Source organism: Sphingomonas caseinilytica (genome assembly GCF_023516455.1).
Classification (GTDB): domain Bacteria; phylum Pseudomonadota; class Alphaproteobacteria; order Sphingomonadales; family Sphingomonadaceae; genus Sphingomicrobium; species Sphingomicrobium caseinilyticum.
In genome coordinates this window covers 810,432-834,911 of the sequence record NZ_JAMGBA010000002.1, presented here as the reverse complement: position 1 = coordinate 834,911, position 24,480 = coordinate 810,432, and the positions used below count along the sequence as shown (strand labels likewise).

Annotated in this window: 24 protein-coding genes and 1 tRNA gene; 17 read left to right on the top strand and 8 right to left on the bottom strand. The window is 61.0% G+C overall.

The features are described 5' to 3' along the window. The first annotated feature begins 9 nt into the window (after positions 1-9). Positions 10-1,014, top strand: coding sequence for a helix-turn-helix domain-containing protein (locus tag LZ496_RS10775; protein WP_249904681.1), 1,005 nt, complete (start codon positions 10-12; stop codon positions 1,012-1,014). A gap of 192 nt (positions 1,015-1,206) precedes the next feature. Then, positions 1,207-1,527, top strand: coding sequence for a hypothetical protein (locus LZ496_RS10770; protein WP_249904680.1), 321 nt, complete (start codon positions 1,207-1,209; stop codon positions 1,525-1,527). Between the two features lie 26 nt (positions 1,528-1,553). Here LZ496_RS10770 and LZ496_RS10765 read toward each other — a convergent pair. From LZ496_RS10765 to LZ496_RS10755, 3 genes are all read right to left on the bottom strand, one after another. Next, positions 1,554-1,640, bottom strand: a tRNA-Leu gene (locus tag LZ496_RS10765). Between the two features lie 66 nt (positions 1,641-1,706). After that, positions 1,707-1,925 (bottom strand): helix-turn-helix domain-containing protein, encoded by a 219-nt coding sequence (locus LZ496_RS10760; protein ID WP_249904679.1) that lies wholly within the window; start codon positions 1,923-1,925, stop codon positions 1,707-1,709. Then, positions 1,925-2,422, bottom strand: coding sequence for a DUF2975 domain-containing protein (locus LZ496_RS10755; RefSeq protein WP_249904678.1), 498 nt, complete (start codon positions 2,420-2,422; stop codon positions 1,925-1,927). Before LZ496_RS10755 ends, LZ496_RS10760 begins: the two co-directional genes overlap by 1 nt. 67 nt (positions 2,423-2,489) lie before the next feature. On the opposite strand from LZ496_RS10755, the gene LZ496_RS10750 reads away from it, so the two are divergent. From LZ496_RS10750 to LZ496_RS10720, 7 genes are all read left to right on the top strand, one after another. Beyond that, on the top strand, positions 2,490-3,683 hold the full coding sequence (locus LZ496_RS10750; protein WP_249904677.1) for an aspartyl protease family protein: 1,194 nt from the start codon (positions 2,490-2,492) through the stop codon (positions 3,681-3,683). 101 nt (positions 3,684-3,784) lie between these two features. Further along, positions 3,785-4,741, top strand: coding sequence for a complex I NDUFA9 subunit family protein (locus LZ496_RS10745; RefSeq protein ID WP_249904676.1), 957 nt, complete (start codon positions 3,785-3,787; stop codon positions 4,739-4,741). A 6-nt stretch (positions 4,742-4,747) separates the two neighbouring features. Then, positions 4,748-5,548 carry an undecaprenyl-diphosphate phosphatase gene (locus LZ496_RS10740; protein ID WP_249904675.1) on the top strand — a complete coding sequence of 267 codons (801 nt, stop codon included), beginning with the start codon at positions 4,748-4,750 and terminating at the stop codon, positions 5,546-5,548. Between the two features lie 65 nt (positions 5,549-5,613). Beyond that, entirely contained in the window at positions 5,614-6,042 is a 429-nt protein-coding gene (locus tag LZ496_RS10735) for a hypothetical protein (protein WP_249904674.1), read from the top strand. A gap of 116 nt (positions 6,043-6,158) precedes the next feature. Further along, the gene (locus LZ496_RS10730) at positions 6,159-6,830 is read left to right on the top strand and encodes a glutathione S-transferase family protein (RefSeq protein WP_249904673.1); all 672 of its coding nucleotides are present in this window, start codon (positions 6,159-6,161) and stop codon (positions 6,828-6,830) included. A gap of 425 nt (positions 6,831-7,255) precedes the next feature. Further along, the gene (locus LZ496_RS10725; protein ID WP_249904672.1) at positions 7,256-8,299 is read left to right on the top strand and encodes a rod shape-determining protein; all 1,044 of its coding nucleotides are present in this window, start codon (positions 7,256-7,258) and stop codon (positions 8,297-8,299) included. A 39-nt stretch (positions 8,300-8,338) separates the two neighbouring features. After that, positions 8,339-9,385, top strand: coding sequence for a J domain-containing protein (locus LZ496_RS10720; RefSeq protein ID WP_249904671.1), 1,047 nt, complete (start codon positions 8,339-8,341; stop codon positions 9,383-9,385). Between the two features lie 14 nt (positions 9,386-9,399). On the opposite strand, the gene LZ496_RS10715 is transcribed toward LZ496_RS10720, so the two are convergent. Next, the gene (locus LZ496_RS10715; protein WP_249904670.1) at positions 9,400-10,716 is read right to left on the bottom strand and encodes a nucleotide sugar dehydrogenase; all 1,317 of its coding nucleotides are present in this window, start codon (positions 10,714-10,716) and stop codon (positions 9,400-9,402) included. A 330-nt stretch (positions 10,717-11,046) separates the two neighbouring features. Between LZ496_RS10715 and LZ496_RS10710 the strand changes: the two genes are divergently transcribed. Further along, positions 11,047-13,089 carry a hypothetical protein gene (locus tag LZ496_RS10710; RefSeq protein WP_249904669.1) on the top strand — a complete coding sequence of 681 codons (2,043 nt, stop codon included), beginning with the start codon at positions 11,047-11,049 and terminating at the stop codon, positions 13,087-13,089. Further along, positions 13,074-14,939 carry a glycosyltransferase gene (locus LZ496_RS10705; protein WP_249904668.1) on the top strand — a complete coding sequence of 622 codons (1,866 nt, stop codon included), beginning with the start codon at positions 13,074-13,076 and terminating at the stop codon, positions 14,937-14,939. The genes LZ496_RS10710 and LZ496_RS10705 overlap by 16 nt, the downstream gene beginning before the upstream one ends. A 235-nt stretch (positions 14,940-15,174) precedes the next feature. On the opposite strand, the gene LZ496_RS10700 is transcribed toward LZ496_RS10705, so the two are convergent. From LZ496_RS10700 to ubiG, 4 genes are all read right to left on the bottom strand, one after another. Continuing rightward, a complete protein-coding gene (locus LZ496_RS10700) occupies positions 15,175-15,615 on the bottom strand; it encodes a GreA/GreB family elongation factor (RefSeq protein ID WP_249904667.1) in 441 nt (146 codons plus the stop codon). Between the two features lie 37 nt (positions 15,616-15,652). Beyond that, complete coding sequence (locus LZ496_RS10695) at positions 15,653-15,964, bottom strand: hypothetical protein (RefSeq protein ID WP_249904666.1); 312 nt, start codon at positions 15,962-15,964, stop codon at positions 15,653-15,655. Positions 15,965-16,008: 44 nt separating this feature from the next. Further along, a complete protein-coding gene (locus LZ496_RS10690) occupies positions 16,009-16,230 on the bottom strand; it encodes a hypothetical protein (protein WP_249904665.1) in 222 nt (73 codons plus the stop codon). A gap of 294 nt (positions 16,231-16,524) precedes the next feature. Next, positions 16,525-17,376 (bottom strand): bifunctional 2-polyprenyl-6-hydroxyphenol methylase/3-demethylubiquinol 3-O-methyltransferase UbiG, encoded by an 852-nt coding sequence (ubiG, locus tag LZ496_RS10685; RefSeq protein ID WP_283937999.1) that lies wholly within the window; start codon positions 17,374-17,376, stop codon positions 16,525-16,527. On the opposite strand from ubiG, the gene LZ496_RS10680 reads away from it, so the two are divergent. The 6 genes from LZ496_RS10680 (at position 17,366) to LZ496_RS10655 (ending at position 24,423) form a co-directional block, all read left to right on the top strand. Next, complete coding sequence (locus tag LZ496_RS10680; protein ID WP_249904664.1) at positions 17,366-18,622, top strand: aspartate kinase; 1,257 nt, start codon at positions 17,366-17,368, stop codon at positions 18,620-18,622. The genes ubiG and LZ496_RS10680 overlap by 11 nt on opposite strands. Continuing rightward, positions 18,619-19,674, top strand: a complete 1,056-nt coding sequence (locus tag LZ496_RS10675; RefSeq protein WP_436286470.1) for an NAD(P)H-dependent flavin oxidoreductase — start codon at positions 18,619-18,621, stop codon at positions 19,672-19,674. The genes LZ496_RS10680 and LZ496_RS10675 overlap by 4 nt, the downstream gene beginning before the upstream one ends. Positions 19,675-19,753: 79 nt before the next feature. Further along, complete coding sequence (locus LZ496_RS10670; protein WP_249904663.1) at positions 19,754-20,104, top strand: PilZ domain-containing protein; 351 nt, start codon at positions 19,754-19,756, stop codon at positions 20,102-20,104. 69 nt (positions 20,105-20,173) lie between these two features. Then, entirely contained in the window at positions 20,174-22,441 is a 2,268-nt protein-coding gene (ptsP, locus tag LZ496_RS10665; RefSeq protein WP_249904662.1) for a phosphoenolpyruvate--protein phosphotransferase, read from the top strand. Positions 22,442-22,524: 83 nt separating this feature from the next. Continuing rightward, positions 22,525-23,463 carry a helix-turn-helix domain-containing protein gene (locus LZ496_RS10660; protein ID WP_249904661.1) on the top strand — a complete coding sequence of 313 codons (939 nt, stop codon included), beginning with the start codon at positions 22,525-22,527 and terminating at the stop codon, positions 23,461-23,463. A gap of 66 nt (positions 23,464-23,529) precedes the next feature. Further along, entirely contained in the window at positions 23,530-24,423 is an 894-nt protein-coding gene (locus LZ496_RS10655) for a tetratricopeptide repeat protein (protein WP_249904660.1), read from the top strand. The last annotated feature ends 57 nt before the right edge of the window (positions 24,424-24,480 follow it).

Here is a 24,480-nt window from a genome sequence, read left to right as displayed (position 1 = left end):
AATCCCGCCATGGCTGCACATCGCGTTGTCGCACTGGTGACGCCCCCAGTTTCACTTTTCGAAGTGGGCTGCGTCATTGAGATTTTCGGGATCGAGCGCGATGACATGCCCGACCGATACCGGTTTTCGCTGGCCAGCAACTGCCCCTCGCCTCTCGCTATATACGGGACCTCGGCGCACTTGGCTTCGATCGAGGGCCCGGAAGCTTTCGAGACCGCCGACACGATCATCGTCCCGGCCTATCCTGTTGAGACGCCCCCACTGGCCAAGGATATTGCGGTGATCCAACGGGCTCACGAGCGGGGCGCCCGGATCCTCTCGATTTGCTCAGGCTCGTTCCTGCTCGCCGCCGCCGGCATCCTCGATGGGAAGCGCGCCACCACACACTGGCTGTACTCCGACCTGTTCAGGGCCAGATACCCCAACGTCGATTTCGAACCCGATATTCTCTACGCGATCGAGGGACAGGTCATCACGTCCGCGGGGTCCGCAGCGGGCCTCGACATGATGCTCGACGTCACCCGGCACGACCTTGGCTTCGAAGCGTGCAACATGGTCGCGCGAAGGCTCAATATCGCTCCCCACCGCGATGGCGGTCAGGCGCAGTTCGTCCCGCGTCCGGTTCCGGAGATCAGCGACGACCGCATCAACCGGCTGGTCCTCTGGATTCGCGAAAACTGCCGGGAACATCTTTCGATCGCCGAGATGGCATCTCGGGTCGCGATGAGTTCGCGCACCTTCTACCGCCACTTCCGGGCGGTCACCGGCCATACGCCATACGACTGGATCCTGAGGGAACGAGTCGGCCTCGCGATGCAATTGCTGGAGCAGGGCAGCAATAACGTCGACCAGGTCGCCGATGCGGTCGGCTTTTCATCCGGCGACGCGCTCCGGCTACAATTCCAGAAGGTCGTCGGGATCGCGCCGGCTGCCTTTCGGCGGATGTATGGAAGGACCTCTCCCGTCATGGATCGCCCAACCGTGACGGCAAACGCGACGCCAATATATTCCTGATCCTGCGATCGCGATCTCTTGATCGGTGACAATTTGTCACTTTGGCGCGACGATTTGGCATAGTCTCCGCTGTTCAGCACTCTGACTGTCTTAATAATCACCGTCATGTCCTGCATGCAGGAACTTCGAAGTGGTCATCAATATGATCCGGCTTCGTTTGATGACTTCGATTTTCAGACAGGAGCCAAGTAGATGATCCGCAGTGCCGTAGCGAGGATTTGGATCGGGCTCGTTCCAAAGGACCGGGCGGACGATTATCAATTGCTGATGGAAGAGGTGGCGCTGCCCGATTACCGCGACACGCCCGGCAACCTAATGGCAGCGTGTCTCCGCAGTGACGAGCATCCTCGATGGTCAGAATTTCAGATGGTCACGCTGTGGACCGACCGCGACGCGATCCAGGCATTTGCCGGTCCGCAAATCGACAAGGCCGTCTATTATGATTTCGACGATGAGTTCCTCATCGACAAGCCGCAGCTCGTCCGCCACTTCCTGACCAGTTGGAGCGCTTAGCGTATCGGGATCCGGCGCATGGCCGGTGGTGCCCAGGAGAGGACTCGAACCTCCACGCCCTTGCGAGCGCCAGCACCTGAAGCTGGTGCGTCTACCAATTCCGCCACCTGGGCACAGGTGCATTTGATTGCCGGTAGGCCGCGGCGCTTAGATGGCAGCGGCTGATTCTGTCAACAGGCTCATGCCGAGCTTTCGCCCGGGACATATTCGATCAGGTCTCCGGGCTGGCAATCGAGCTGCTCGCAAATCGCTTCCAAGGTCGCGAACCGGACGCCTTTCACCTTGCCGGACTTGAGTAGCGACAGATTGGCCTCGGTGATTCCGATCGCATCGGCCAGCTCCTTCGACCGGACTTTCCGCAGCGCGAGCATGACATCGAGACGGACGACGATCGCCATCAGACGATCTCCTCCAGCTCGGCCTCGATGGCGCGGGCTTGCTCCAGCATCCGGGCCAGCAGGAAGAGGAACAAGGCCCCGGCCAGCACCAGCAGGTCGCGAAGCTCGAATGCCATCGCGGTGCGTCCGCCACCGGCCGAAACGGTCTTGGCGATGGCACTCACGGGCCCCGCGGCAACCTCGACCAGCATGGCAAGGAACAGCCAGAAGGCGAAACCGCGAAATGCCTTTGTGACGCGCGGTCCGAATAGGGGCCCATCCGCCACGGCACCTAGCATCTGGGCAAGCCGTATCAGCGCGACAACGAACAGTGCCAGCGTCGCGTCGACCAGTGCCCGACCCACCCAGCCATCGACCACTTCGCGCGATTCGACGCGCACCGGTCCGACATCGAGACCGAACCTGGCCAGCAGGTAAACCGCGACGATCAGCCCGATCGCGACAAGCACCGCGAGCCGTAGCCGACGTGCCGAACGGGCGATGGCAAAATTCTGCATATTGACCTCATTATCGTTTTGCGATAATTTCTTCTTCATTCACAGCATACTCTTAAAGGCTAACAAGATGAAAAGCTATAAGCGAATCGCACTTGGTGCATTGTTGATTGCGGCGGCTGCCGGAGTGGCCGCGCAGGTCGCCGAGCCCCCAATCGCGACACCGACCGTCACCGCCGTTGCAGAACGTTCGGCGACGATCCCGTTCGAACTCTATCGCGGCAATCGGATGTTCCTGAAGGGCAGCATCAATGGCGTGGAAACCGCCATGGTCCTCGATAGCGGCGCCGGGGTGACCACGCTCGACAAGGCGTTCGCGCAGAAGATCGGCCTGACGAACGGCCAGAAGATCAGCGCGTTCGGCACCGGCGGCGAACAAGACGCCGAGTTGTTCCAGAACGTGACCATCGAGGCCGGCAACCTGAAACTGTCTGGGGCCACCGTGGTCGCGATCGACCTAAGCCAGATCGCCAAGGGCGTCGGCCGCCCGATGCCGGTCATCCTGGGTCGCGAGATCCTGGTGAACAGCGTTGTTTCGATCGACTTCGACCGCAAGGAAATGAGCCTGTCGCCATCGAAAGGCTTCGTGGCGCCGGCCGGTGCGACGGAGGTCAAGCTGAAGCGCGACGAAACCCTGCATTATATGCCGGTATCGCTCGCGGGCCTGCCGCCGGTCGATGCCGCCTTCGATCTCGGCAACGGCGGAGCGCTCAGCATCTCCAAGGAATATCATGAGGCGCACCGCGAGTTCGCCGCCCTCCCCCCTGCGACCAGCCTGAGCGGCGGCGTCGGCGGGCTTCACGAGATGAAGATGGTCACCGTGCCGAAGGTCGACATGGCCGGATTCTCCTTTGAAGGCGTGCCCGCCAATCTCGGTGCCCTTCCCGAGGGGCCCTATAAGGACCGGGCCAATGTCGGCATCCAGATGTTCAAGCCGTTCAGGCTGACGCTCGATCTCGGCAATGACCGGCTGTGGCTTCAACGCAATGGCAAGCCGGCCGAATTCACCAAGGATCGCAGCGGAATGTTCACCCTGCTCGAAGGCGACCATTTCAACGTCCTGCACGTATCGCCGGGAAGCCCGGCCGACCGCGCAGGCTTCAAGAAGGGCGACAAGCTGGTAGCGATCGGCGGCGAACGCGTCGGACCAGCCTTCTTCGCCGGCCCGCAGGCCAGCTGGTTCCGCGGTGCGCCGGGGACCGAGGTCGCTCTGACCAAGGCTGACGGTGCAACCGTCAAGGTGACACTCGCCAATTACTACTGACGGCCTGAAATGTACGGCCCGCGCCCCTTGCCAGCGCGGGCCGCTTGGCCCAAGGGTCACGCCGATTCCAAGAGCGTAACCCGGCCAAGGACTGACATCCCATGAGGAACCCCGGCACTCCGCCACTCATCACTGTTTTCGGCGGAGGCGGCTTCATCGGCCGCTATGTTTGCGAGGCATTGTTCAAGGCCGGGGCCCGCATTCGCGTCGCGGAACGCAATCCGCGCCGCGCTTGGTTCCTTCAACCGCTTGGCTCGATCGGGACCTTTTCCGCAGTCGCAGCCGATCTGGAGCGCCCGGCAACGATCGCCGCGGCGGTGGAAGGCGCGGATGCGGTCATCAACCTTGTGGGCATATTCAAGGGCAATCTCGATGCCGTGCACGTCGAAGGAGCTGGCAAGCTCGCCGCTGCTGCCAAGGCGGCCGGTGCGCGTTCGTTCGTGCACATCAGTGCGATCGGCACCGACCCCGAAAGCGAGTCCGGTTATAGTCGGACCAAGGCACTGGGCGAACAGGCCGTTCGCGCCGCTTTTCCAAAGGCGACGATCATCCGGCCGAGCGTGGTATTCGGGCCCGAGGATGAATTCACCAACCGCTTCGCCGGTCTCGCGGGGTACTCGATCTTCCCGGTCTTCGCGCCGAAGAGCCGCTTCCAACCGGTGTTTGTCCGCGACCTGGGCCAGGCGATTGCCGCCGCCGCGCTCGACCCGCGCAGCCATGGCGACAAAATCTATGAGCTTGGCGGCCCCGACGTGCTGACGATGCACGAACTCGTCGGCCGGATCGCAGGCATGGCGGGCCAGTCGCCCGACCTGGTCGACATGCCCGATTTCATGGGAAGCTTGATCGCCAGCTTCGGTTTCTTGCCTGGCGCTCCGCTGACCCGCGACCAGTGGATCATGCTGCAGAAGGACAATGTGCCGAGCGGCAAGCAGCCCGGATTCAAGGAATTCGGGATCAATCCGACATCAATGTCGGCAGTCGCGCCGGAATGGCTCAGCCGTTTCCGCAAGGGCGGCCGCTTCGCCCCCGCCAACCAAGTCGCGTCGGCCGGATAAGCGCAAATGCCGATCATCCTGCTGGTCATCATCCTCGGCATCGTCGAGGGCGTCACCGAATATCTGCCGGTTTCCTCGACCGGCCATCTGATCCTTGCGACCGAGCTTCTGGGCTACGATGCCGACAAATGGGCGCTGTTCAACATCGCGATCCAGCCGGGTGCGATCCTTGCGATCCTGGTGCTCTACTGGAAGACCTTCCGCGACGTGCTGATCGGCCTGTGGAAGCGCGAGCCCTCGGCCTTCGCCTTCGTGCGCAACCTGCTGGTCGCATTCATCCCGGCGGTAGCGATCGGCCTTGCGATCGGCGATTCCATCGAGCTGCTTCTGGGCAATGCGATGGTCGTGGCAGTTGCGCTGATCCTTGGCGGCTTCGCGATTCTGGTGGTCGAAAAATTGGCCAAGCCGACGGATCGCGGCGGCGTCGCCAATGTCACGCTCGGTCATTCCATCGGCATCGGCCTTATCCAGTGCCTGGCGATGATCCCCGGGGTCAGCCGGTCCGGGGCGACCATCCTCGGTGCCATGGCGATGGGGGTCGACCGCAAGACCGCCGCGGAGTTCAGCTTCTTCCTCGCCGTCCCCACGCTCTCCGGCGCGACGGCGCTTCAGTTGTACAAGCATGGCTCGACGATGGAGCCCGGCATGGGCAGTTGGATCCTGCTGGGCAGCCTGGTCAGCTTCGTCGTCGCGGTGGTCGTAGTGAAGGCCTTCGTTTCGATCATCCAGCGCTACGGTTTCGCTCCCTTCGCCTGGTACCGGATCATCGCCGGATCGGCCGCGCTGATCTGGCTGGCCGCCCGCTAGAACGCATAAACCGTTGACCGCAAAGCAGGAATCGCCATCCTAAGGCGACTCGCGGGAGAATTGTCATGCGTGCCCTGCTGTTGGCCTTGCCATTGGTCCTCATCCCGGTTCCTGCCTTCGCGGCGCCAGCCGAAACGCCCCAGGTGCAAATCCCGCCGGAACTGAGCGACCCGGCCGTGGCCGACAAATTGACCCGCGCCCTCGGCCCGTTGAGCCGCGCCCTGATGAATATGCCCGTCGGCGAACTGGAAGCGGCCCTGGCTGGAAGGGAACCGACCGCGGCCGACCGGTCGAAGCGGCTTGGCGACCAGATCGGTCCTGAAGGCCAGAAGGAACTCGAAGCCACGATCGCCACGGCTGGCCCGAAGATGCAGGCCATGCAGAAGGCGCTGGTGGCGTCGCTTCCGGCGATCATGTCGACGCTGGGCGATGTCGGTAAGCAGTTGGAGCAGGCAACCGCCAACTTGCCGGATCCGACCTACCCGAAGCAGTAAGTCGTCATTGCGAGGAGCGTAGCGACGCGGCAATCCAACTGATTGGCTGGATTGCTTCGCTTTGCTCGCAATGACGGGTTGTTACTAGTGCGCGGGCCGCTAAAGCTGCCTTATCCATGTGGCAGCTGTTTCAATTTCCGCTTTGTCCCTTTTCCCGCAAGGTGCGCCTGGTCCTCGGCGAGAAGGGCGTGGCGCATGAGCTTGTGCGCGAGAATCCGTGGGAACGCCGCGACGAGTTCATCGACCTGAACCCGGCGGGCGAAACGCCGGTGATCGTCGATTCGACCGCGGGCATCGTCCTGATCGGAAGCCAGCCGATCGTCGAATATTTCGAAGAGACGGTCGACAAGATGCCGATGATCCACGGCAATGCCGCCGCCCGGGCGGAGATCCGTCGCCTCACCGAATGGTTCGACGAGAAGCTCCACCGCGAAGTGGTCGAACCGCTGATGCACGAGCGTATGAGGAAGCGGCTGGTCAGCCGCGAAAGCCCGGATACGCGCATCCTTCGCGAGGCGATGCGGATCGCCAACGGCCATCTCGATTATATGGATTATCTGCTGGACCATCGCCGCTGGATCGCTGGCGCGGGCCTCAGCCTGGCCGATTTCACGGCGGCGGCACACCTCAGCGTCGTCGATTATCTCGGCGCCCTCGACTGGCGCGGCCACAAGCAGACCAAAGACTGGTACGCCGTCATGAAGTCGCGGCCCGCTTTCCGGCCACTGCTGGGCGAGCGGATGGAGGTGATCGTACCCCCCGCGCATTACGACAAGGTCGACTTCTAGCCGTCGCTTAGCGTCACTAACGTCGCAAAAGTCTCAAGGTCGGGCGTGTTTTCTTGTGACTTTAGTGACTTTAGCAAGCTTGGATTTGACTTGCTGACGATGCGAAAGATCCGCCGCGACCTAAGCATGGTAACTGGCCTGTAGGACAGGAATTTCGGCACGATTTGCTCAACTATGGGCCGTCACGGGAGGAAATCCCGTGACGTCGATCCGGTCGCTGTGCGCCGGTCGGCCGCCCTTCGCAGTCTCTTCGGGCGGCGCCGCTCGCTACGCTCCGCTTTCGCTATGCTCGGCCGCTCGGAATTAACCATTATTTTTCGTTGTCGGCCAAGCGAACAGGGCGCGCGGCGGGCCGAACTCGACGCCTCCCCCGCCCCCATATAACTATTTGCCTAGTAAAGTTTTTCTCCGGGGGGAGGGGCTCCATGAACTTCTCACTATTCAATTTCGGCGCGCGTGACGTGGCAATCGATCTCGGCACCGCCAATACAGTCGTTTACCTCCGGGATCGCGGCATCGTCATCGAAGAACCGTCGGTCGTCGCGCTCGAATATCGCAACGGCATGCCGCAGGTTCGTGCCGTGGGCGAAGATGCCAAGTTGATGCTCGGCAAGACGCCGGCGAACGTCCGGACTGTCCGGCCCTTGCGCAACGGCGTGATCGCCGACCTCGAAGTCGCCGAGCAGATGATCAAGCATTTCATGCTGAAGGCCATCGGCGGCGGGCGTGGCCGTATCGCCGGCAAGACCCAGGTCGTGATTTGCGTTCCATCAGGATCGACCAACGTCGAACGGCGAGCCATCCGAGACGCAGCGTCCAACGCGGGCGCAAGCCAGGTCAGCCTCATCGAAGAGCCGATGGCCGCCGCGATCGGCGCGGGCATGCCCGTTGCCGATCCAATCGGGTCGATGGTCGCCGACATCGGCGGCGGGACGACCGAGGTCGGAGTCATTTCCCTCCAGGGCCTCGCCTACAGCCAATCGGTCCGCATCGGCGGCGACAAGATGGACGAGGCGATCATGTCCTACGTCCGGCGCACCCATAATCTGCAGATCGGCGAAGCGACCGCGGAACGGGTGAAGAAGCAGATCGGATCGGCACGTGTCCCGGCGGACGGGCGCGGCCTCACGCTTGGCGTCAAAGGCCTGCACGTCGAGAAGGGCGTCCCGCGCGAGATCGAGCTGACCCAGGCCGAAATCGCCCGCGCCCTCAGCGAACCGGTCGGCCGGATCGTTCACGCGGTCCGCGAGGCGCTTGAACATACCGAACCGGAAATCGCCGCCGACATCATCGACGCCGGAATCACCATGACCGGCGGCGGCTCCCTGCTGCGCGACATCGACGCGGTGCTTGCCGACGAGACCGGCCTTCCGGTCCGCGTCGCCGACAATCCCATGCAATGCGTTGCGCTGGGTGCCGGCCGGACTCTGGAAGAGCAGGTCTATCGGGGTGCGTTGCATCCGGCGTGAGCCCGGTAGCGCCGCGCATATCTGGACGGAGGTTGTGTATTGTCTGACTTCGTAAGTGCGCGGCTCAACTATTATCAGGTGCTGGGAGTATCGCCGGGCGCGGCGGGCGATGAGATCGACCGTGCATTCGCCAGGGAAGGCAGCGTATTCCGGCCGCATGCCTTTGGCGGCCTCACCGAGCTTTGCATGGCCTATGAAACGCTGCGCGATCCCGCCAGCCGCCGCGCTTATGACGCGACCCTTCGCGGTCAGCGGGAAGCGATCCCGTTGAATCGATCAATCGGAGCACGTCCTGTTTCGGCTCAGCCGCTGTCCATGGGTTCCGCCAACGCTGAAGTGCCAGCAAAAGCCCCTTCGAGCACCACTCACTCCGTGTCGCCGCCACCGAAGCCGGCGCTGGCGCTTGGACCGGGGGCTGAATTGCATGCTCAATCGGAACCCCGCTTCAGCCAAGCGCTAACGCCGAGCCCGTCCGTGGAGGATTATCTAGGGGTGGAAGCGCGTCCGCTGGATTTGAAGCGGACCGGAATCGTCCTGGGCGCCATCATTGGGGCCGCTTGCATGGCGGGCGGCGCGGCAGGCTGGTGGTCGACGCGTTCAATCGACGAACCGCAGGAGACCGAGGGCAAAGCCACGGTTTCGCTGTCGCCTGCGAAACCGGCATTGGCATTCACGGCAGAACAAGCGGAGCCCGTGCCAGTGCAGGTCGCCGCGCCGATTGAAAGGGTTGCTCGACCCAAACCCAAGGCCGCAATTCCGCCGCCGGTAGAACCAATGGCAGCCGCTCCGCAGTCCATCGCTGTGGAGCAACAGCCTGAACAAATCGCGGCAGATGCCGACCTGGTCACTCAGGCGGAAGTAGAGACGCCGGCGAGTGAGGCGGTGGCCGCAGCCATGCCGCTTCCCAACAGGACGATTGCCCGAACGATCGACAGGATCGGCTATGCATGCGGAGCGGTTTCCTCGACCGCATCGGTGGAGGGCGGCTCGCCCGGCACTTTCAAGGTAAACTGCACGTCGGGCCAGTCCTTCCAGGCCAGCCCGGTCAACGGCCGCTATCGTTTCCGGCGTTGGGACAAGCGCTAACGTTGCTCCTTGAATTAAGCAGACACCACCTTTGGATTTGCGCGAGCGTAGCGGCCACGGGTATCGATGATTAGGCGAGCACTCTTGGCAATCGACGGATAATCGAAATAGTCGTGGTCTGTCACAACGACTACGCAGTCTTGATTGGACACCGTTTCGTCGGTGCATTCCACGTTTTCAATCCCGTCCGGCAGATAGTGACCATGCATATCGGTAACGTAGCTGTCAGAAAAGCATACGTTAGCGCCAAGGTCTTTCAGCTTCTCGATAATGGGTATCGCAGGAGACTCTCTGACATCATCAATATTTTTCTTGTACGAAAGTCCGAGTACCATAACATTACTTTGGCTTACCGCCTTGCCATGGCCGTTAAGTCCACCAATTATCTTCGAAATAACATATTCAGGCATTGATGAATTTATTTGACCAGCAAGCTCAATAAAGCGCGTGTGGACACCAAACTCACGCGCCTTCCACGTAAGGTAGAATGGATCGATGGGTATGCAATGACCGCCCAGACCCGGCCCAGGATAGAAGGCTGTAAAACCAAAAGGTTTCGTAGCGGCTGCCTTTATCACTTCATGAATGTCGATATGCATCCGATCCGCGATGACCTTCATTTCATTCACAAGTCCGATGTTTACTGAACGATGAATGTTTTCCAAAAGTTTGGTCAATTCAGCCGCCTTCATGCTCGACACGGGCACTACTTTATGAGTGACCTTGGAGTACATCAGACAGGCCAGTTTGCCACAGGTATGAGTATGTCCTCCGCATACTTTAGGAGTATTGTGCGCTGAGTAGAGTGCGTTGCCTGGGTCTTCGCGTTCTGGCGAATAGGCCAGAAAGATGTCTTGGCCCACGGTAAAGCCTCGATCTTGCAGCATGCCGAGGAAAACTTCCTCCGTCGCCCCAGGATACACGGTCGACTCTAACGCCAATAGTTGACCTGCTCGAAGATGCGGTCTGACTTTCTCGGCGGCAGAGCGAACGAACGACATATCGGGCTCGTGCTGAAGACTCAGCGGCGTCGGGACACAGAAGATAATTGCATCAACGTCTTCAACGGCCGAAAAATCAGATGTGATCTTTACAGTTGAAGCATTAGACAGAGCTTCTACATCGCGCTCAGCGATATGTCTGATAGGCGACTTACCTGCGCTCAAGTGACTCACTCGTTCTTCGTCTGAATCGATTCCGACGAGAGAAAACCCAAGCTCGTGAAAGCGCAGCATTAATGGTATGCCGACGTAGCCAAGGCCGACAATTCCAACTCTAAGAAGATTCTGTTCTAGCTTTGCGGTAAATACTTCAGAGAAATTCGACTGCACTGCTGACGCAAACATTTACTACACCGTGATGTTCATTGGAATTCCGGAATGACTTCACGTCCACCACCGGCGCACGCTCCATGGGGCGTAAAGACTGCAAAATCAACAATTGTTTTTGTAGCTTGCAACATTAAAAGAGCGCCGCCAAATATGGCATAAGAATCGGATTCTATCCCCCCTCGAACTGCGTCCGTTTGGAGCCGAATGTAATGGCACCACACGTGCGCCTGTAAGGAATGCGTCATTTCCACCAACCAGAATGACACGTTAAAGCGTTCTTGCGCGTTGGTTGCAGGAATGCACCGGAGCGGTACAAGTTGCACCGCTGGCGTGCTGGGCCATCTCGGATACACAGCTCCAGCTCAACTAATCGGTGCGGACCAGGCGAATCTCAAGGGCCACTGGGAAGCGAGGCCGATTGCTCGTTTCAACGACAGGATGCTTGAATTTTCGGGCAGCAATTGGCGTGACTGGCAGCCTCTAAATCGGAACTGGCACGGCACGCCCTATTTCAATGGCTTTGTCGAGGAAGGCGTCACGATCCTCAACGAAGTTTTCGGTAATGCGCCGATGATTGTGCTCAAGGATCCTAGGTTGTGTCGCCTGACTGCAGTCTGGCAAGAGATTCTAAAAGTAAGCGGATTTTCTACGACTGTATTCCTGCCGCTCCGTCACCCTGCGGAAGTCGCAGCGTCCTTAGGCGCGCGTAATAAGATTGATCCTGCGCAGGCACAATATCTCTGGCTGCGTTACATGTTGGATGCTGAACTTGGCACGCGCAAGGATCGTAGATTTCTTTTTCGCTACGCTGATTTTGTACATGACTGGCGCGGCACGTTGCGGCGTGCGGAGAAGCGCATCGGTGCCAAGTTTCCCCGTCTGAACGATTGTGTAGCAAACACGGTTGATTCATTTGTTGATCAAGCACTTTACCGCAATCGGGCGAGCAAATTAGCATCTGCCGGGGACCTGCATCCGCTTGTGGCAGAAGCACACGAGATCTTTACGGATTGGGCAAGCACCGGTGAACGGCCCGGCGATCATCAGCGTTTGGATGAAATCGACGTGGAGTTCTCCTCCTTCAGTGGGCGGGCACGTCCTCTTTTTGTTGTATTTGATCACATTCAAGAACAACTAAATGGCCTGGAAAGCTCAATAGTTCGCCACAAGGCACGTATTGACGGGGCTGGCGCGCCCGGAGCGGCGCTCGCGTCAGTTGAAGGGCCGGGAATACCCGAGATCGGTGAAGCGACCTCCCCGCAAGGCGACGATATCGACCGTTTGCAGATTGCCTTGGCAGAACTGAGTTACGACCTGCTTGGGGACACGGAGGGCTTGCGCGCAGCTCTGGCGCAATTTGCAAAGGGCGAAGGGGACGCTTCGCTTACGAAACTGGCGAAGGCCAAGTTCGAAGCTGAAATCGCCCAACTGAAAAATGAGCTGGGGTCACTTCGTGAGCATTCGGACAAGCAGATCAGCGAAGCCGAAGGGCGTTTCGAAAGGGCGCAGAAAAGCGAGGCTGATGCTGCTGCCGCCGTGGAACAAGCCCGAAGCGCAAAAGCTGAACTTGAATCCCGAGTTTCAGTGCTTGCTAGCGAGCTCGAGCAAAAAAGAGCCGAGACCGACGATATCTATGCCGAACGCGACGAGCTCAAAAACGAAGTTGCCGCGTTGAAGGCGCAAGTCGAAGCTGCTGTTTCAAATGAAGGGTCGCTCAACGCGCAGTTGGCGCGAAACAGCGATGAGCTTCTGACATCACTGAACGACTTAGTTGCACTTGGTAATCTCCTTCGCAACGAAGAGCAGAAGTGCACAAAACTTGCCGCTGATCGCAAGGTTTTCGAAAAGCGCATTCGCGAGCAGGAGCTCAAGCTCAGTGCGGCACGCACTGAGATCGTCGAGATCCGTCAGCAATACGATACGAAATTGCAGGATTGGCGAAATGAACAAGCGGAAAGGAAAGCCGTCAAGAACAAGTTAATTAACTTACGTGTTCGACATAAGGCTGTAAGTGAAGAAGCTGCTACTTATGAGCGGCAGCTGATGTTGGCCGATAGGCAGCTCAAGTTGAATGATGTTAATGTAGCTGTCTCCTCGAGAATATTGGATGAAATGTCGAAAAGGAGAGTTTCTTTTCCAGAATCGTCCAGTCGATCAAAGTTCCTTGCAAATATTCCAAGCTCTTCCATGAAACGATGGCAGCAATTTTGCCGCATTCTAACTGAATCTGGAATTTTCGATCCCGAAAGTTATCTCGCACTCCATCCGGACGTTGCGGCTTCTGGCGTCGATCCGCTAATCCATTTCCTGACACATGGGCTTGCCGAAGGCCGGACGCTGGATGAGGGCGCTGATCGATGCTCTCTGCGCTAGCTGCAAGGTTGGGCATGGCGGATGCGGAGTTTCACCGCTGGCTAGGACGACGACTGCGCCCTGCCCTACCGTCCGAAAGCCCCAACCCCGGGACCCGGTACGCATTGTGGGAAGACCCTGCTGATCCCAATTTCAGTTCATACAGCAAAGGGGCTCGATACCCAGTCCTGCATCCAGCCGCGACCAGTGCAGTCGTTTCTCGCTACCGACGGATCCGTTCGGACGAACAAGCCGAGATCGGGTTCATCACCGCGATCGCCGGGCGCTACGACACGCCGAAATGGCATGAGCATCTGCTGCCTAACGCAGATTATCTGCTGTTTTCGGACGTGCTCCAATCCCACCCGTTGCACGACGTCAGACCGTTTCCATACTTCAATGTCGATCCCACGCGAATGGCTCGCTTCATTAAGACGCATCCGCACTCCTTCGCGCCTGACTACAAGGTTGTGATCTGGGTCGACGGCAACATGGTGATCCGTGGTGATTTGGGCGAGGAGATCGAGACCTTCATCCAGTCGGGCTGCCCGATAGGCGCAATACCGCATCCATTGCGCAGTTCGATCTACGATGAGGGAGAAGCATGCACTAAGCGCGCCAAGGATGAGCCTGAACTGATCGATCGCCAGCTCGACCGCTACCGCAGGCAGGGCTTCGAATCTCAATTTCTAATTGAGAGCGGTTTCATGATGTACCGCCTCGATCACCCACAGCTGCCTGGCTTGCTTAGCCGTTGGTGGGGAGAAATCGAGCGAGGATCCCGCCGCGACCAGCTCTCACTGCCTTTTGTGATCGAGCAAAGCGGGGCCGAATGGCACCGCATAACCGAGCTTGGCACAAGCGTGCGCAATCATCCTAAGCTCGTGCTGGTTCCACATGAGCCCTTCCAAGATCCGATCTGCCCGGACGCGCGGGACGTGGACCGTGCTCCAGCCCAATTCAGGTTGGTGAAGGAAAGCCGGATCGCTGCGCAAGCCGGGCGTCGCATGGACATAGTAGTTTGCGTTCACAACGCTTTGGACTGTGTAAAACGGTGCCTCACGTCCGTGGCAGCAACTCGCAACGCAACATGCCACCGCATTATCATCGTCAACGACGGATCAGGCTCAGAAACAAGCGACTGGCTCCATGAATTTGCTCGAGAAAACGAAAACTGCCAGTTGATCGAACATGTTACCGCACTTGGCTATACCAAAGCGGCAAATGTTGGAATGGGAGCAAGCGATGGCGAAGCGCTGGTCCTGCTTAACAGCGACACCGAAGTAGCTCCGAACTGGATCGAAAAGCTGTTCGATGCTTTCGATGCCGTTCCCGGAATCGGAATCGTTGGCCCGATCTCGAATGCAGCCAGCCATCAGTCCGTTCCAGACCACCGTAGCCATGCCGGCAACACAGCGATCAATCCGTTCCCTGAAGGCTATGGCCTGGCTCAGATGGATCAGTGGTGCGAGGAGCAGGCTACGGAGCCTGCGTTTACCCTAGTCCCCTTGGTCCACGGCTTCTGCTTCGCCATCCGGCGCGAGGTTCGGGAATCCATTGGAAAGTTTGACGAACAGGCCTTTCCTTTCGGTTATGGCGAGGAGAATGATTTTTGCCTGCGAGCCTCAAACGCCGGATTTCTTCTCGCAGTCGCACTTCATACTTTTGTCTTCCACGAAAAGTCGCAGAGCTTTGAGAACGAAAAGCGCATAGCTCTGATGCAAAACGGTGCCGCCAAACTTCGTGAAATTCACGGGAAGGAGAGGATCGTCAACGCAGTGCGTTCTATGCAGGAAAATCCAGCTTTTGTGCGGCTGAGGCAGTTGTCTACGGCGCTGCCATACACCAGGGACGTGGTGAATGACGCATGACGGAGTTGCTGGGCTTTGATTTGCCGATCTCAGTAGCAGTTCTCGTGGTTCATTGGATTTGTTGAATCAGCACGCCTGCTTCGCAGCCTCCAGATAATTGGGGTTCGGATCGTCGCTTAATTGCGGGCCCAGCGTCGGGCATTTTCAGGACCAGGAGCCCCTCCGGCCAGTCGTTCAGGCCCGCCTGGCAATGGCCGCTATCGTTTCCAGCCGTGGGAAAAGCGCCAAATGCGCCTTATTCGGCGATTTGCCGCACTCGCAGGATCCTGATCATTCGCTCATTGCCATCAAGGTCGGGCCAGTTGATGCTTGCGCCTTCGGCAAGGCCGTAAAGGGCCGCGCCGATCGGCGTGAGTATGGACACGCGACCTTCGGCGATGTTCGCGTCAACCGGCAGAACGAGCTGGACGTCGCGGCCTTGCCCCGATCTCTCGTCCAGGAAGCTGACGAAACTGCCGAGGCGGACATGGCCGCCGGGCATCTCGGTCGCTTCGTGCAGCTCGGCTCGCTCAATCTCTTCGAGCAGCATGGCAGCGACCACCGGGTGGCGGTGCTCCGCGCTGAGCGCCAGATCGGCGATAAGATCGGATTCCGATGCAAGGAGGTGAATCGGCGGACGGACTTCGGCCAATTGGCTGGGTGACGGGCGGGCTTCGCCTGCATGATTAAGTTCCATGGGAATTTCCTGCTCCATTGAGTTGATTGGTGGTGCGCTAGAAGAGTGACGCCCAGATCGCCCAGGCGACGAACAGCAGCAGGACGATCAATCCGGCGATCGTCTCGGCCTGGCCCGACCTGGCCTGGAACTTGTCCCAATGGTCGGCGACAAAGGCATCTAGCCTTGGTTTCAGCTGCGGGTTGCTGGTGATGATTCCGACATCGAGGTAGCGGCCGTCGCGCAGGATGGTCAGGATTTCCCGCGCTTCCTTGCCGCTGACATCCGGGTAGCGCGCCAACAGTTCGGAAGCTCGCTCCAGGTCCAGTCGCCGTGCGCCGGCACTCTCATGCAATATTTGATGTTCCATGGGGGTAACTCGTCTTGATTGAATGACATTCGGTGCTTGCACCGTCAGGCTGGCATCGGGCTTTGCCGAAGCCAGCGGCCGGCATCCCGCTGTTTGCTGGCGACTTTCTTCAGCTGGCGCTCGATGGCGCGCGCCCGGGTAAAGATGCGGCCGTCCATTTCGTCGAACTGATCGTCCGACGCGTAGAAGATGAATCCGCCCGCGACGCGGACTGCGACGCCGACCGTGTGACGGTCCAGTTGGACCACGAAACGTTGGTTGATCATTGAAGACCCTACTCCGTCGAGCGAGGCCGCGCGGACGCATTGGGCGCTCCGCAAGGCACATCGCTCGTCAATTTGAATGAAGAGTGCGCACCCGCCTCAAATGCGATGTGCGCGGTTCATTGGAGTAGCCCTAAGCGCGCCACCGCCCGCAACGTCGCGGACCGCCCAGGGCGCTAGAGTCGTGCGGTACTGCTGCCCGGATGGAGCTCTGAACGCTTCAACTGATGATGCTCAGCCATAGACTCAATATGGACCAATGCGCCGACCAATCAAGGCCGGGCGCAGAGCGATGCATCAGACCGCCCGCTTGGCCGCTACAAGGTAGTTGAGGCTCAGATCTTCGCTGAGGTGCAGGCCGCGCGTCGGGCTGATCGCAATGCCTTCGAAGTCGATGACTTCAAGGCCCACTTGCGCGAGCAGGCCGCGCATCGATTCCGGGTCGATGAACTTGTCGAAGTCGTGGGTGCCCTTGGGGATCTGTCCAAAGCCTTCCGCCAAGGTGATAGTCAGTAGCTTCGACCACGCCGTTCGATTGGGCGTGCTGAGGATCATCAAGCCGCCGTCCGCCAGCTTCGCCGCCAGGGAGTGAATGAACGCCTGCGGGTCCGCGACATGCTCGATCACTTCCATCGAGGTGACGAGGTCGTACTTCCCTTCGACCTCCTCCACGCCCGCCGCGCGATAGTCGATGTTGAGCCCCTGCCCCGCGGCATGGGCCTTGGCGACGTCGATCAGCTCGGGCGCGGCGTCGACGGCGGTCACGTTGGCGCCCATCCGGCTGAGCGGCTCGGCCAGCAGGCCGGCCCCACAGCCGACATCCAGCGCCGTCTTTCCGGTAAGCGGCCTGAAGCCATGTTCGTCAGCCTGCCAATGCTGGTCGATCATGTCACGGACATAGGCGAGGCGCACCGGGTTCAGCTTGTGAAGCATCGCGGACTTGCCGTTGGGATCCCACCAGTCGGCGGCCATCTGCCCAAAATGAGCGGCTTCGCGGTCTACGATACTTGTCTTGGTCACAAACCCTACCTCGTCATTCCAGCGAATGCTGGAATCTCCCTTGCACTTCAGAAGCAACAAGGGAAAGGGGATCCCAGCTTTCGCTGGGATGACGGCGAAGAGGAGACCGATCACCCCAATGCCACGCATCGTGATGAAATTCGGCGGAACCTCGATGGCCGGCATCGAGCGCATCCGCGCCGTCGCGGAACGGGTGAAGCGCGAGGCGGAGGCCGGCAATCAGGTCGCAGTCGTGGTGTCCGCCATGGCCGGCGAAACCGATCGGCTGGTCCAGCTGTGCAAGGAAGCCGCCGCACTCTACGACCCCCGCGAATATGACGTGGTGGTCGCAAGCGGCGAACAGGTCACCAGCGGCCTCCTTGCCATCACGCTGCAGGGAATGGGCCTCAACGCCAAAAGCTATATGGGCTGGCAGCTTCCGATCCGGGCATCCGGTCACTCGGCTGCGCTTATCGAGAATATCGACGTCGACGTGCTGGAGCGCGTGTTCGACGAACAGGGCATCGCCGTCATTCCGGGCTTCCAGGGCGTCACCAGCGAAGGCGCTGTCGCGACCTTGGGCCGGGGCGGGTCGGACACGTCGGCGGTGGCACTGGCGGCCGCGATGAAGGCCGACCGCTGCGACATCTATACCGACGTCGACGGCGTCTACACGACCGATCCGCGCATCGTCCCGCATGCCCGCAAGCTCGACATGGTCACCTATGAAGAGATGCTCGAGCTGGCGAGCGTTGGCGCCAAGGTGCTGCAGACCCGGTCGGTCGGCCTTGCAATGCGATACAACATGCCTCTGACCGTGCTGTCCTCTTTCGAGGACAAGCCCGGCACGATGATCGTCGGCGAAGATTTTGCCCTTGGGCACATCGAGGAAAGCGATATGGAACGCAACGTCATCACCGGCATCGCCCATGACAAGAATGAGGCGATGGTCACCTTGACCGGCTTGCCGGACAAGGCGGGCACGGTCGCGGCCATCTTCGCCCCTCTGGCCGAGGCAAACATCAACGTCGACATGATCGTCCAGAGCGTTCCGCGCGCCGGCGAGCCGAGCGTCCTGACCTTCACCGTTCCGACCGCCTCCCTCGCGCACAGCGTTGCCGAGCTGAACAAGGTCAAGTCGGCGATCGGCTTTGACGAGATTTTGACCGACACGAATGTTGTGAAGGTCAGCGCGGTCGGCGTAGGCATGCGGTCCAACGCCGGCATTGCCGCGAAGATGTTCCAGACGCTGGCCGAGCGCGGCATCAACATCCTTGCCATCACCACCAGCGAGATCAAGGTGAGCGTGCTGATCCCCGAGGAATATACGGAGCTCGCGGTACGCGTCCTTCATACCGCCTACGGCCTCGATGCCGAGCAGGAGCTGACCCAATGAGCGGCGAAGGCATGATCGCGGAGGTCCGCGCCGTCCATGGCGATGCAGGCATGATCCGCCTGAAGGAACTGATGGCTCGCGGCACCGAGTTCCTCGGCACCGAATGGGCGATCCTTGGCGGAGCGATGAGCTGGATCTCCGAGCGCCACCTGGTCTCGGCCATTTCCAATGCCGGCGGGTTCGGCGTGATCGCCTGCGGCGCGATGAGCCCGGAACTGCTCGACGGCGAGATCGCGGGGACCAAGGCGCTGACGCAAAAGCCGTTCGGCGTGAACCTCATCACCATGCATCCCCAGCTGAATGAGCTGATCGATGTCTGCTCGAAACATGAGGTTACGCACGTCGTCCTCGCCGGAGGTTTGCCGCCCGGCGGCGCGATCGAGCGCATCAAGGCCCATGGCGCCAAGCTGATCGTCTTCACGCCCGCGCTGGCGCTGGCAAAGAAGCTGATGCGGTCGGGCGCCGACGCGCTGGTGATCGAAGGGATGGAGGCCGGCGGTCACATCGGCCCGGTGTCGACCAGCGTGCTGTGCCAGGAAATCCTGCCCCATGTTTCGGAAGAAATTCCGGTGTTCGTCGCGGGCGGGATCGGCCGCGGAGAGGCAATCGCCGCCTATCTCGAAATGGGCGCCGTCGGTGTGCAGCTCGGCACCCGCTTCGTCTGCAGCCACGAATGCATCGCCCACCCGAATTTCAAGAAGGCTTTCCTCCGCGCCTCGGCCCGCGACGCCATCCCGTCGGTCCAGATCGACCCCCGCCTGCCGGTTATCCCTGTGCGCGCTCTCAAGAACCGGGAGATGGAGAATTTCGCCGCCAAGCAGCGCGAAGTCGCGCAAAAGCTGGACGAAGGGGCGATCGAAATGGCCGAGGCCCAGCTCCAGATCGAACATTATTGGGCCGGCGCGCTTCGCCGCGCGGTGATCGACGGCGACGTCGAGAGCGGTTCGGTCATGGCCGGCCAGTCGGTCGGCATGGTCAAGCGCGAGGAACCGGTCGCCGAGATCATCCAGGAACTGGTCGAGGAGGCCGCGCATGCCCTGGGATCGCGGTAAAGGCTTTTAATTCGCACCGCCCAATGCGGTCATCCGGCGTTTACCCCTTGGAAGCATCCCGCTGCTATTCGTCGATGTGGTGGCAAGCTTTCCCTCTCCCGATGACTTCGCGGACCGCCGCGCCCATCCGCGTGTCGAGGTAGCCCTACCGGCGTTCCTTGAGGCCAATGGGGAGCGTCATTCGGTGCAGCTTATCGATTTGTCGTCCGGCGGCACCAAGCTTTCCTGTTCGCTCAGCATTGCGGCCGGCTCGGAAGTGACACTGGATTGCGGAACGTTCATTCGTTCTGCGATCGTCAGGTGGCAGGGCCCCGGGGTCCTCGGCCTTTGCTTCGCCAGCGAGCTGGATGCGCGGGAAGTGTCCGCCATGGCCGATCGCTCGAATGCCCTCGTCGCCCGGATGACGCCAAAGGATGGCCGGGCAAGTTAGCGCCCAACTCGAAAGAGAATGCGGTCCGGGCAGTGACAGCGAGCCTGTGCATCTGTTAGCGCATCACCCATGCCCGTGAGCGCCGCCTCCTCCGCCCGCGAAATCCTGACCGGCCTGCATGAGGTCATGGCCAAGCGCGGTTCGGCGCAGACCAAGCTGGACAAGGTCGTCGACCTCATCGCCGAGGCGATGCGCAGCGAGGTCTGCTCCATATACCTGCTTCGCGACAATGCGATGGAGCTGTCCGCGACGCACGGCCTCCGGAAGGAGGCGGTCCACGTAACTCGCCTCCACATGGGCGAGGGTCTCGTCGGGACGATCGCCGAAGAAGGCCGGATCCTGAACCTCGCAGAAGCGACCACCCATCCCGAGTTCGTCTACCGGCCCGAGACCGGCGAAGAACGCTATCACAGCTTTGCCGGTGTCCCGATCATCCGGCGGGAATCGCCGATCGGCGTCCTCTGTGTCCAGCATGCCGATCCTCGCCGCTACGACGATGTCGAGATCGAAGCGCTTCAGACCGTAGCGATGGTCCTTTCGGAAATGATCGCCAGCGCCCGGCTGGTCGACGGTGCCCGGGCGGCGCTCCGGAACGCCGGAATGCAGCGGATGGTCGGGCTGAAGCTGGTCACCGGCATGGCCAAGGGCGTTGCCGTTTTCCACCAGCCGAAGGTGATCATCGAACATACGGTTGCCGAGGACACCGAAGCCGAGCGGACGCGGGTATATTCGGCATTCCGGCGGATGCGCGAGCAGATCGACCATATGACCCGCGAGGCTGAATTCGGCACCGCCGGCGAGCATAATGAGATCCTCGAGACCTATAAGATGTTCGCCTATGACGAGGGCTGGTCGCGGCGGATCAATGAGGCGATCGACAGCGGCCTTACCGCGGAAGCGGCGATCGAGCGGGTCCAGCAGCGAACCCGGGCCCGGATGCGGGAGATAGACGATCCGATCCTGAAGGAGCGGATGCACGACCTCGAAGATCTGTCGAACCGTCTGCTCAGGATCGTCTCCGGGCGGATGGGAACGGCGGCCCAGACCGGGCTGGCGAAGGACGCGATCCTGATCGCCAAGAACCTCGGTCCCGCTGAACTACTGGAATATGACCGGCGCCGGCTGAAGGGCGTGGTGCTGGAGGAAGGTTCGCTGACCGCCCATGTCACCATCGTCGCCCGGGCGATGGGCGTGCCGGTCGTCGGGCGCATCGCCGATGTCCGCCATATCGCCAATGAAGGCGACATGATCCTGGTCGACGGGGACAATGGGTCCGTGATGGTCCGGCCGAACCGGCCGATGACCAACGCCTTCGACCAGCGCATGTCGACCAGCGCCAAGCGGCGGGCCGAGTTCGCTGCGATCCGGGCACTGCCGGCCGAGACGAAGGACGGCGATCGGATCGGGCTGATGGTCAATGCCGGCCTTGCCGAGGACGCGGCGATGCTGGAAGCAACCGGCGCCGACGGCATCGGCCTGTTCCGTACCGAGTTCCAGTTCCTGATCGCGGCGACCTTGCCAGGCCGTGAAAGCCAGTTGCGGCTATACCGGAGCGTGCTGGAGGCAGCGGGCGACAAGCCGGTCGTGTTCCGGACCGTCGACATCGGCGGCGACAAGGCGCTGCCCTATCTTAGCGAAGACGAGAAGGACGAGAGCGAGAATCCGGCGATGGGCTGGCGCGCTCTGCGCCTAAGCCTGGAACGCAAGGCGCTGATGAAGGCGCAGGCGCGGGCCCTGATCGAAGCTTCGGGCGGTAAGACCTTGCGCGTGATGTTCCCGATGGTGAGCGAACCTTGGGAATATGAAGAGGCCCGCGCACTTTTCGAAGAGCAGCTCGCCTGGGCCAAGAGTGCCAAGCGCGCAGGACCGAAGGCGGTAGAATTCGGCGCAATGCTGGAAGTACCGAGCCTGGCCGAAACGCTCGACCTGCTGCTTCCACGCGTCGACTTCCTGTCGATCGGCACCAATGATCTGACGCAATTCCTGTTTGCCGCCGACCGGGCCGATCCGCGACTGGCGGAGCGATATGATTGGCTGAGCCCCGCGATCCTGCGGTTCCTGCGCCGGGTTTCCACGCAGGCGAAGGAAGCGAATGTTCCCGTCCGCGTATGCGGCGAGATGGCCGGACGCCCGCTTGAGGCCATGGCGCTGATCGGCATCGGGATCGACAATTTCTCGATCACTCCGGCGGCGGTTGGGCCGGTCAAGGCGATGGTCCGCTCGATCGATGCGCAGGCCGTCAGGACGAAGGTCGAAGCATTGCTCGCAAAGCCGCCGGCAAACATGCGCAAGTCGCTTGGCGACTGGGCGAAACGTCATGGCGTTTCAATCGGTTGATCCTGTGCACATGCGCGGTTGACAGGGCGGCGTGACCTCCCGACAACGGATGAAATTCAAGCGTAGCATTCGGGGGTAAGTGGATGGACGAAACGGAATCGGCTGAGGTCGTAACGGCCGGCCAGCGGCTTCGCGAGGCTCGTGAGGCCAAGGGCATGTCGCTCGAGGAAATTGCCGCCCAGACCCGGATTCCAACCCGCCATCTGGCCAGCCTGGAGGTAGGCGATTGGGACAAGCTTCCCGCCGCGACCTATTCGATCGGCTTTGCCAAGAATTTTGCATCGGCAGTCGGGCTGGACCGCAACGAAATCGGGGACCAGCTACGCTCCGAAATGGGCGGCTCCCGGCCGGTTTTCGCAGTTCCGGAGGTCTATGAAGCGGCCGATCCGGCGCGGACGATGCCCAAGGGCCTGGTTTTCGGTACCCTCGGCCTGCTGGTGCTGGTCGTTCTGGCGCTGATGTGGGTCAGCAACCGCTCGCTGGAGGAGGACCCGGTCCCCGAGCCCGCCAATCTGGAAGCGCCGGTCGAAACGCCGGTGGCTACCGCCCAGCCGGCGCAGCCGGCCGCTGCCGGTCCGGTCGTGCTGACCGCCACCGACGCGGTGTGGCTGGAAATCAAGGACGGCTCGACGGTCCTGAAGCAGGGCATGATGGAACGCGGCCAATCCTTTGAGATTCCGGCGACTGCAACGGCCCCCGTGCTGACCACCGGCAAGCCTGAAGCGCTGAGCATTGCCGTCGGCAGTCAGCAGGCTCCCGCCGTCGGGCAGCCCGGCCGGACGGTCAGCGGCGTCAGCCTGAAGGCCGCCGACTTGATGCAAGCCGCAACAGGCGCGACTTCGGCGCCGGCGACTGGCAATTCCGCTCAGCCGAACGTGCAGCCCGCGGCACCGCCCCGTGCGCCTCGGCGCGTTGCTCCGCCCCCGGCTGCTGGCCAGTCGGTCGAGCCGGCTGCTCCGGCCGGCGCCGATGCCCCCGTCGCCAATCCGGCGCCTGCCGGAGAGACCGCAACCCAACCGTGATTCACCGGCGGGACAGGCAATGTGATGCAGTCTCGCCAAGTACCGACCAGTCAATTGAGGATTGATATGCGTTTCCGTTCCACCCTTTCGCTAGCCGCCCTTGCCGCAGCACTCGCCCTGTCCCCCGCCACCGCCCAGAAGCGCCAGCCCACGCCGGAACAGCGTATCGAGCGGCTGGAGAAGCAGGTCCGCCAGGTCCAGAAGCAGGTGTTCCCGAAAGGCCAGCCGGCCGATACCGCCGGCTTCAGCGATGATCCGGCAGCGACCCAGGAATCGGTAACCGGCCTCAACGGGCGGCTGGATGCGATCGAGCGCCAGCTATCCGACATCGTTCGTCAGTCGGAAGAGAATGGGAACCGGGTCGCGGTAATGGAGTCGGAGTTGGCGCGGCTTCGCGCCGACCAGGATCGCCGGATTCGCGCGCTCGAAACCGCACCGCCGACCAGCACAGAGCCGGCGCAGGCGAACGAAGACGAAGGCGCCGAAGCGCCGCCGCCGCCTTCACGACCCAAGGTTGAAAAGCGCGACGCTGAATTGACATCCGCAGTGCCGGCCTCCGCAACGGCAACCGATCCAGCCGAAGCGGCCTATGATGAAGCCTTCCAGCTATGGAACAGCGGCAAGTATGACCAGGCGATCAAGTCGCTTCAGGCCTTCACCAAGAAATATCCGGACCATCGCCGGACGAGCTGGGCCTATAACCTCACGGGCCGCGCGATGCTCGACAAGGGGCAGCCGCGCGCTGCCGCCGAAGCGTTGCTCGCCAATTACCGCCGCGATCCCAAGGGCGAGCGAGCACAGGACAGCCTGTTCTACCTCGGGCAGGCGCTGATGAAGCTCGGCCAGCCGGGTCAGGCCTGCAAGGCCTATGAGGAGCTGGAAGACGTCTATTCGAGCAGCTTGCGCGCACCGCTCAAGGCCGCGCTTCCGGGCGCCAAGTCCAGCGCCAAGTGCAGCTGAGCTTTTGAAATCATGTCGCCCCAGCGTAGGCTGGGGCCCATGTTCGGAACATTGACA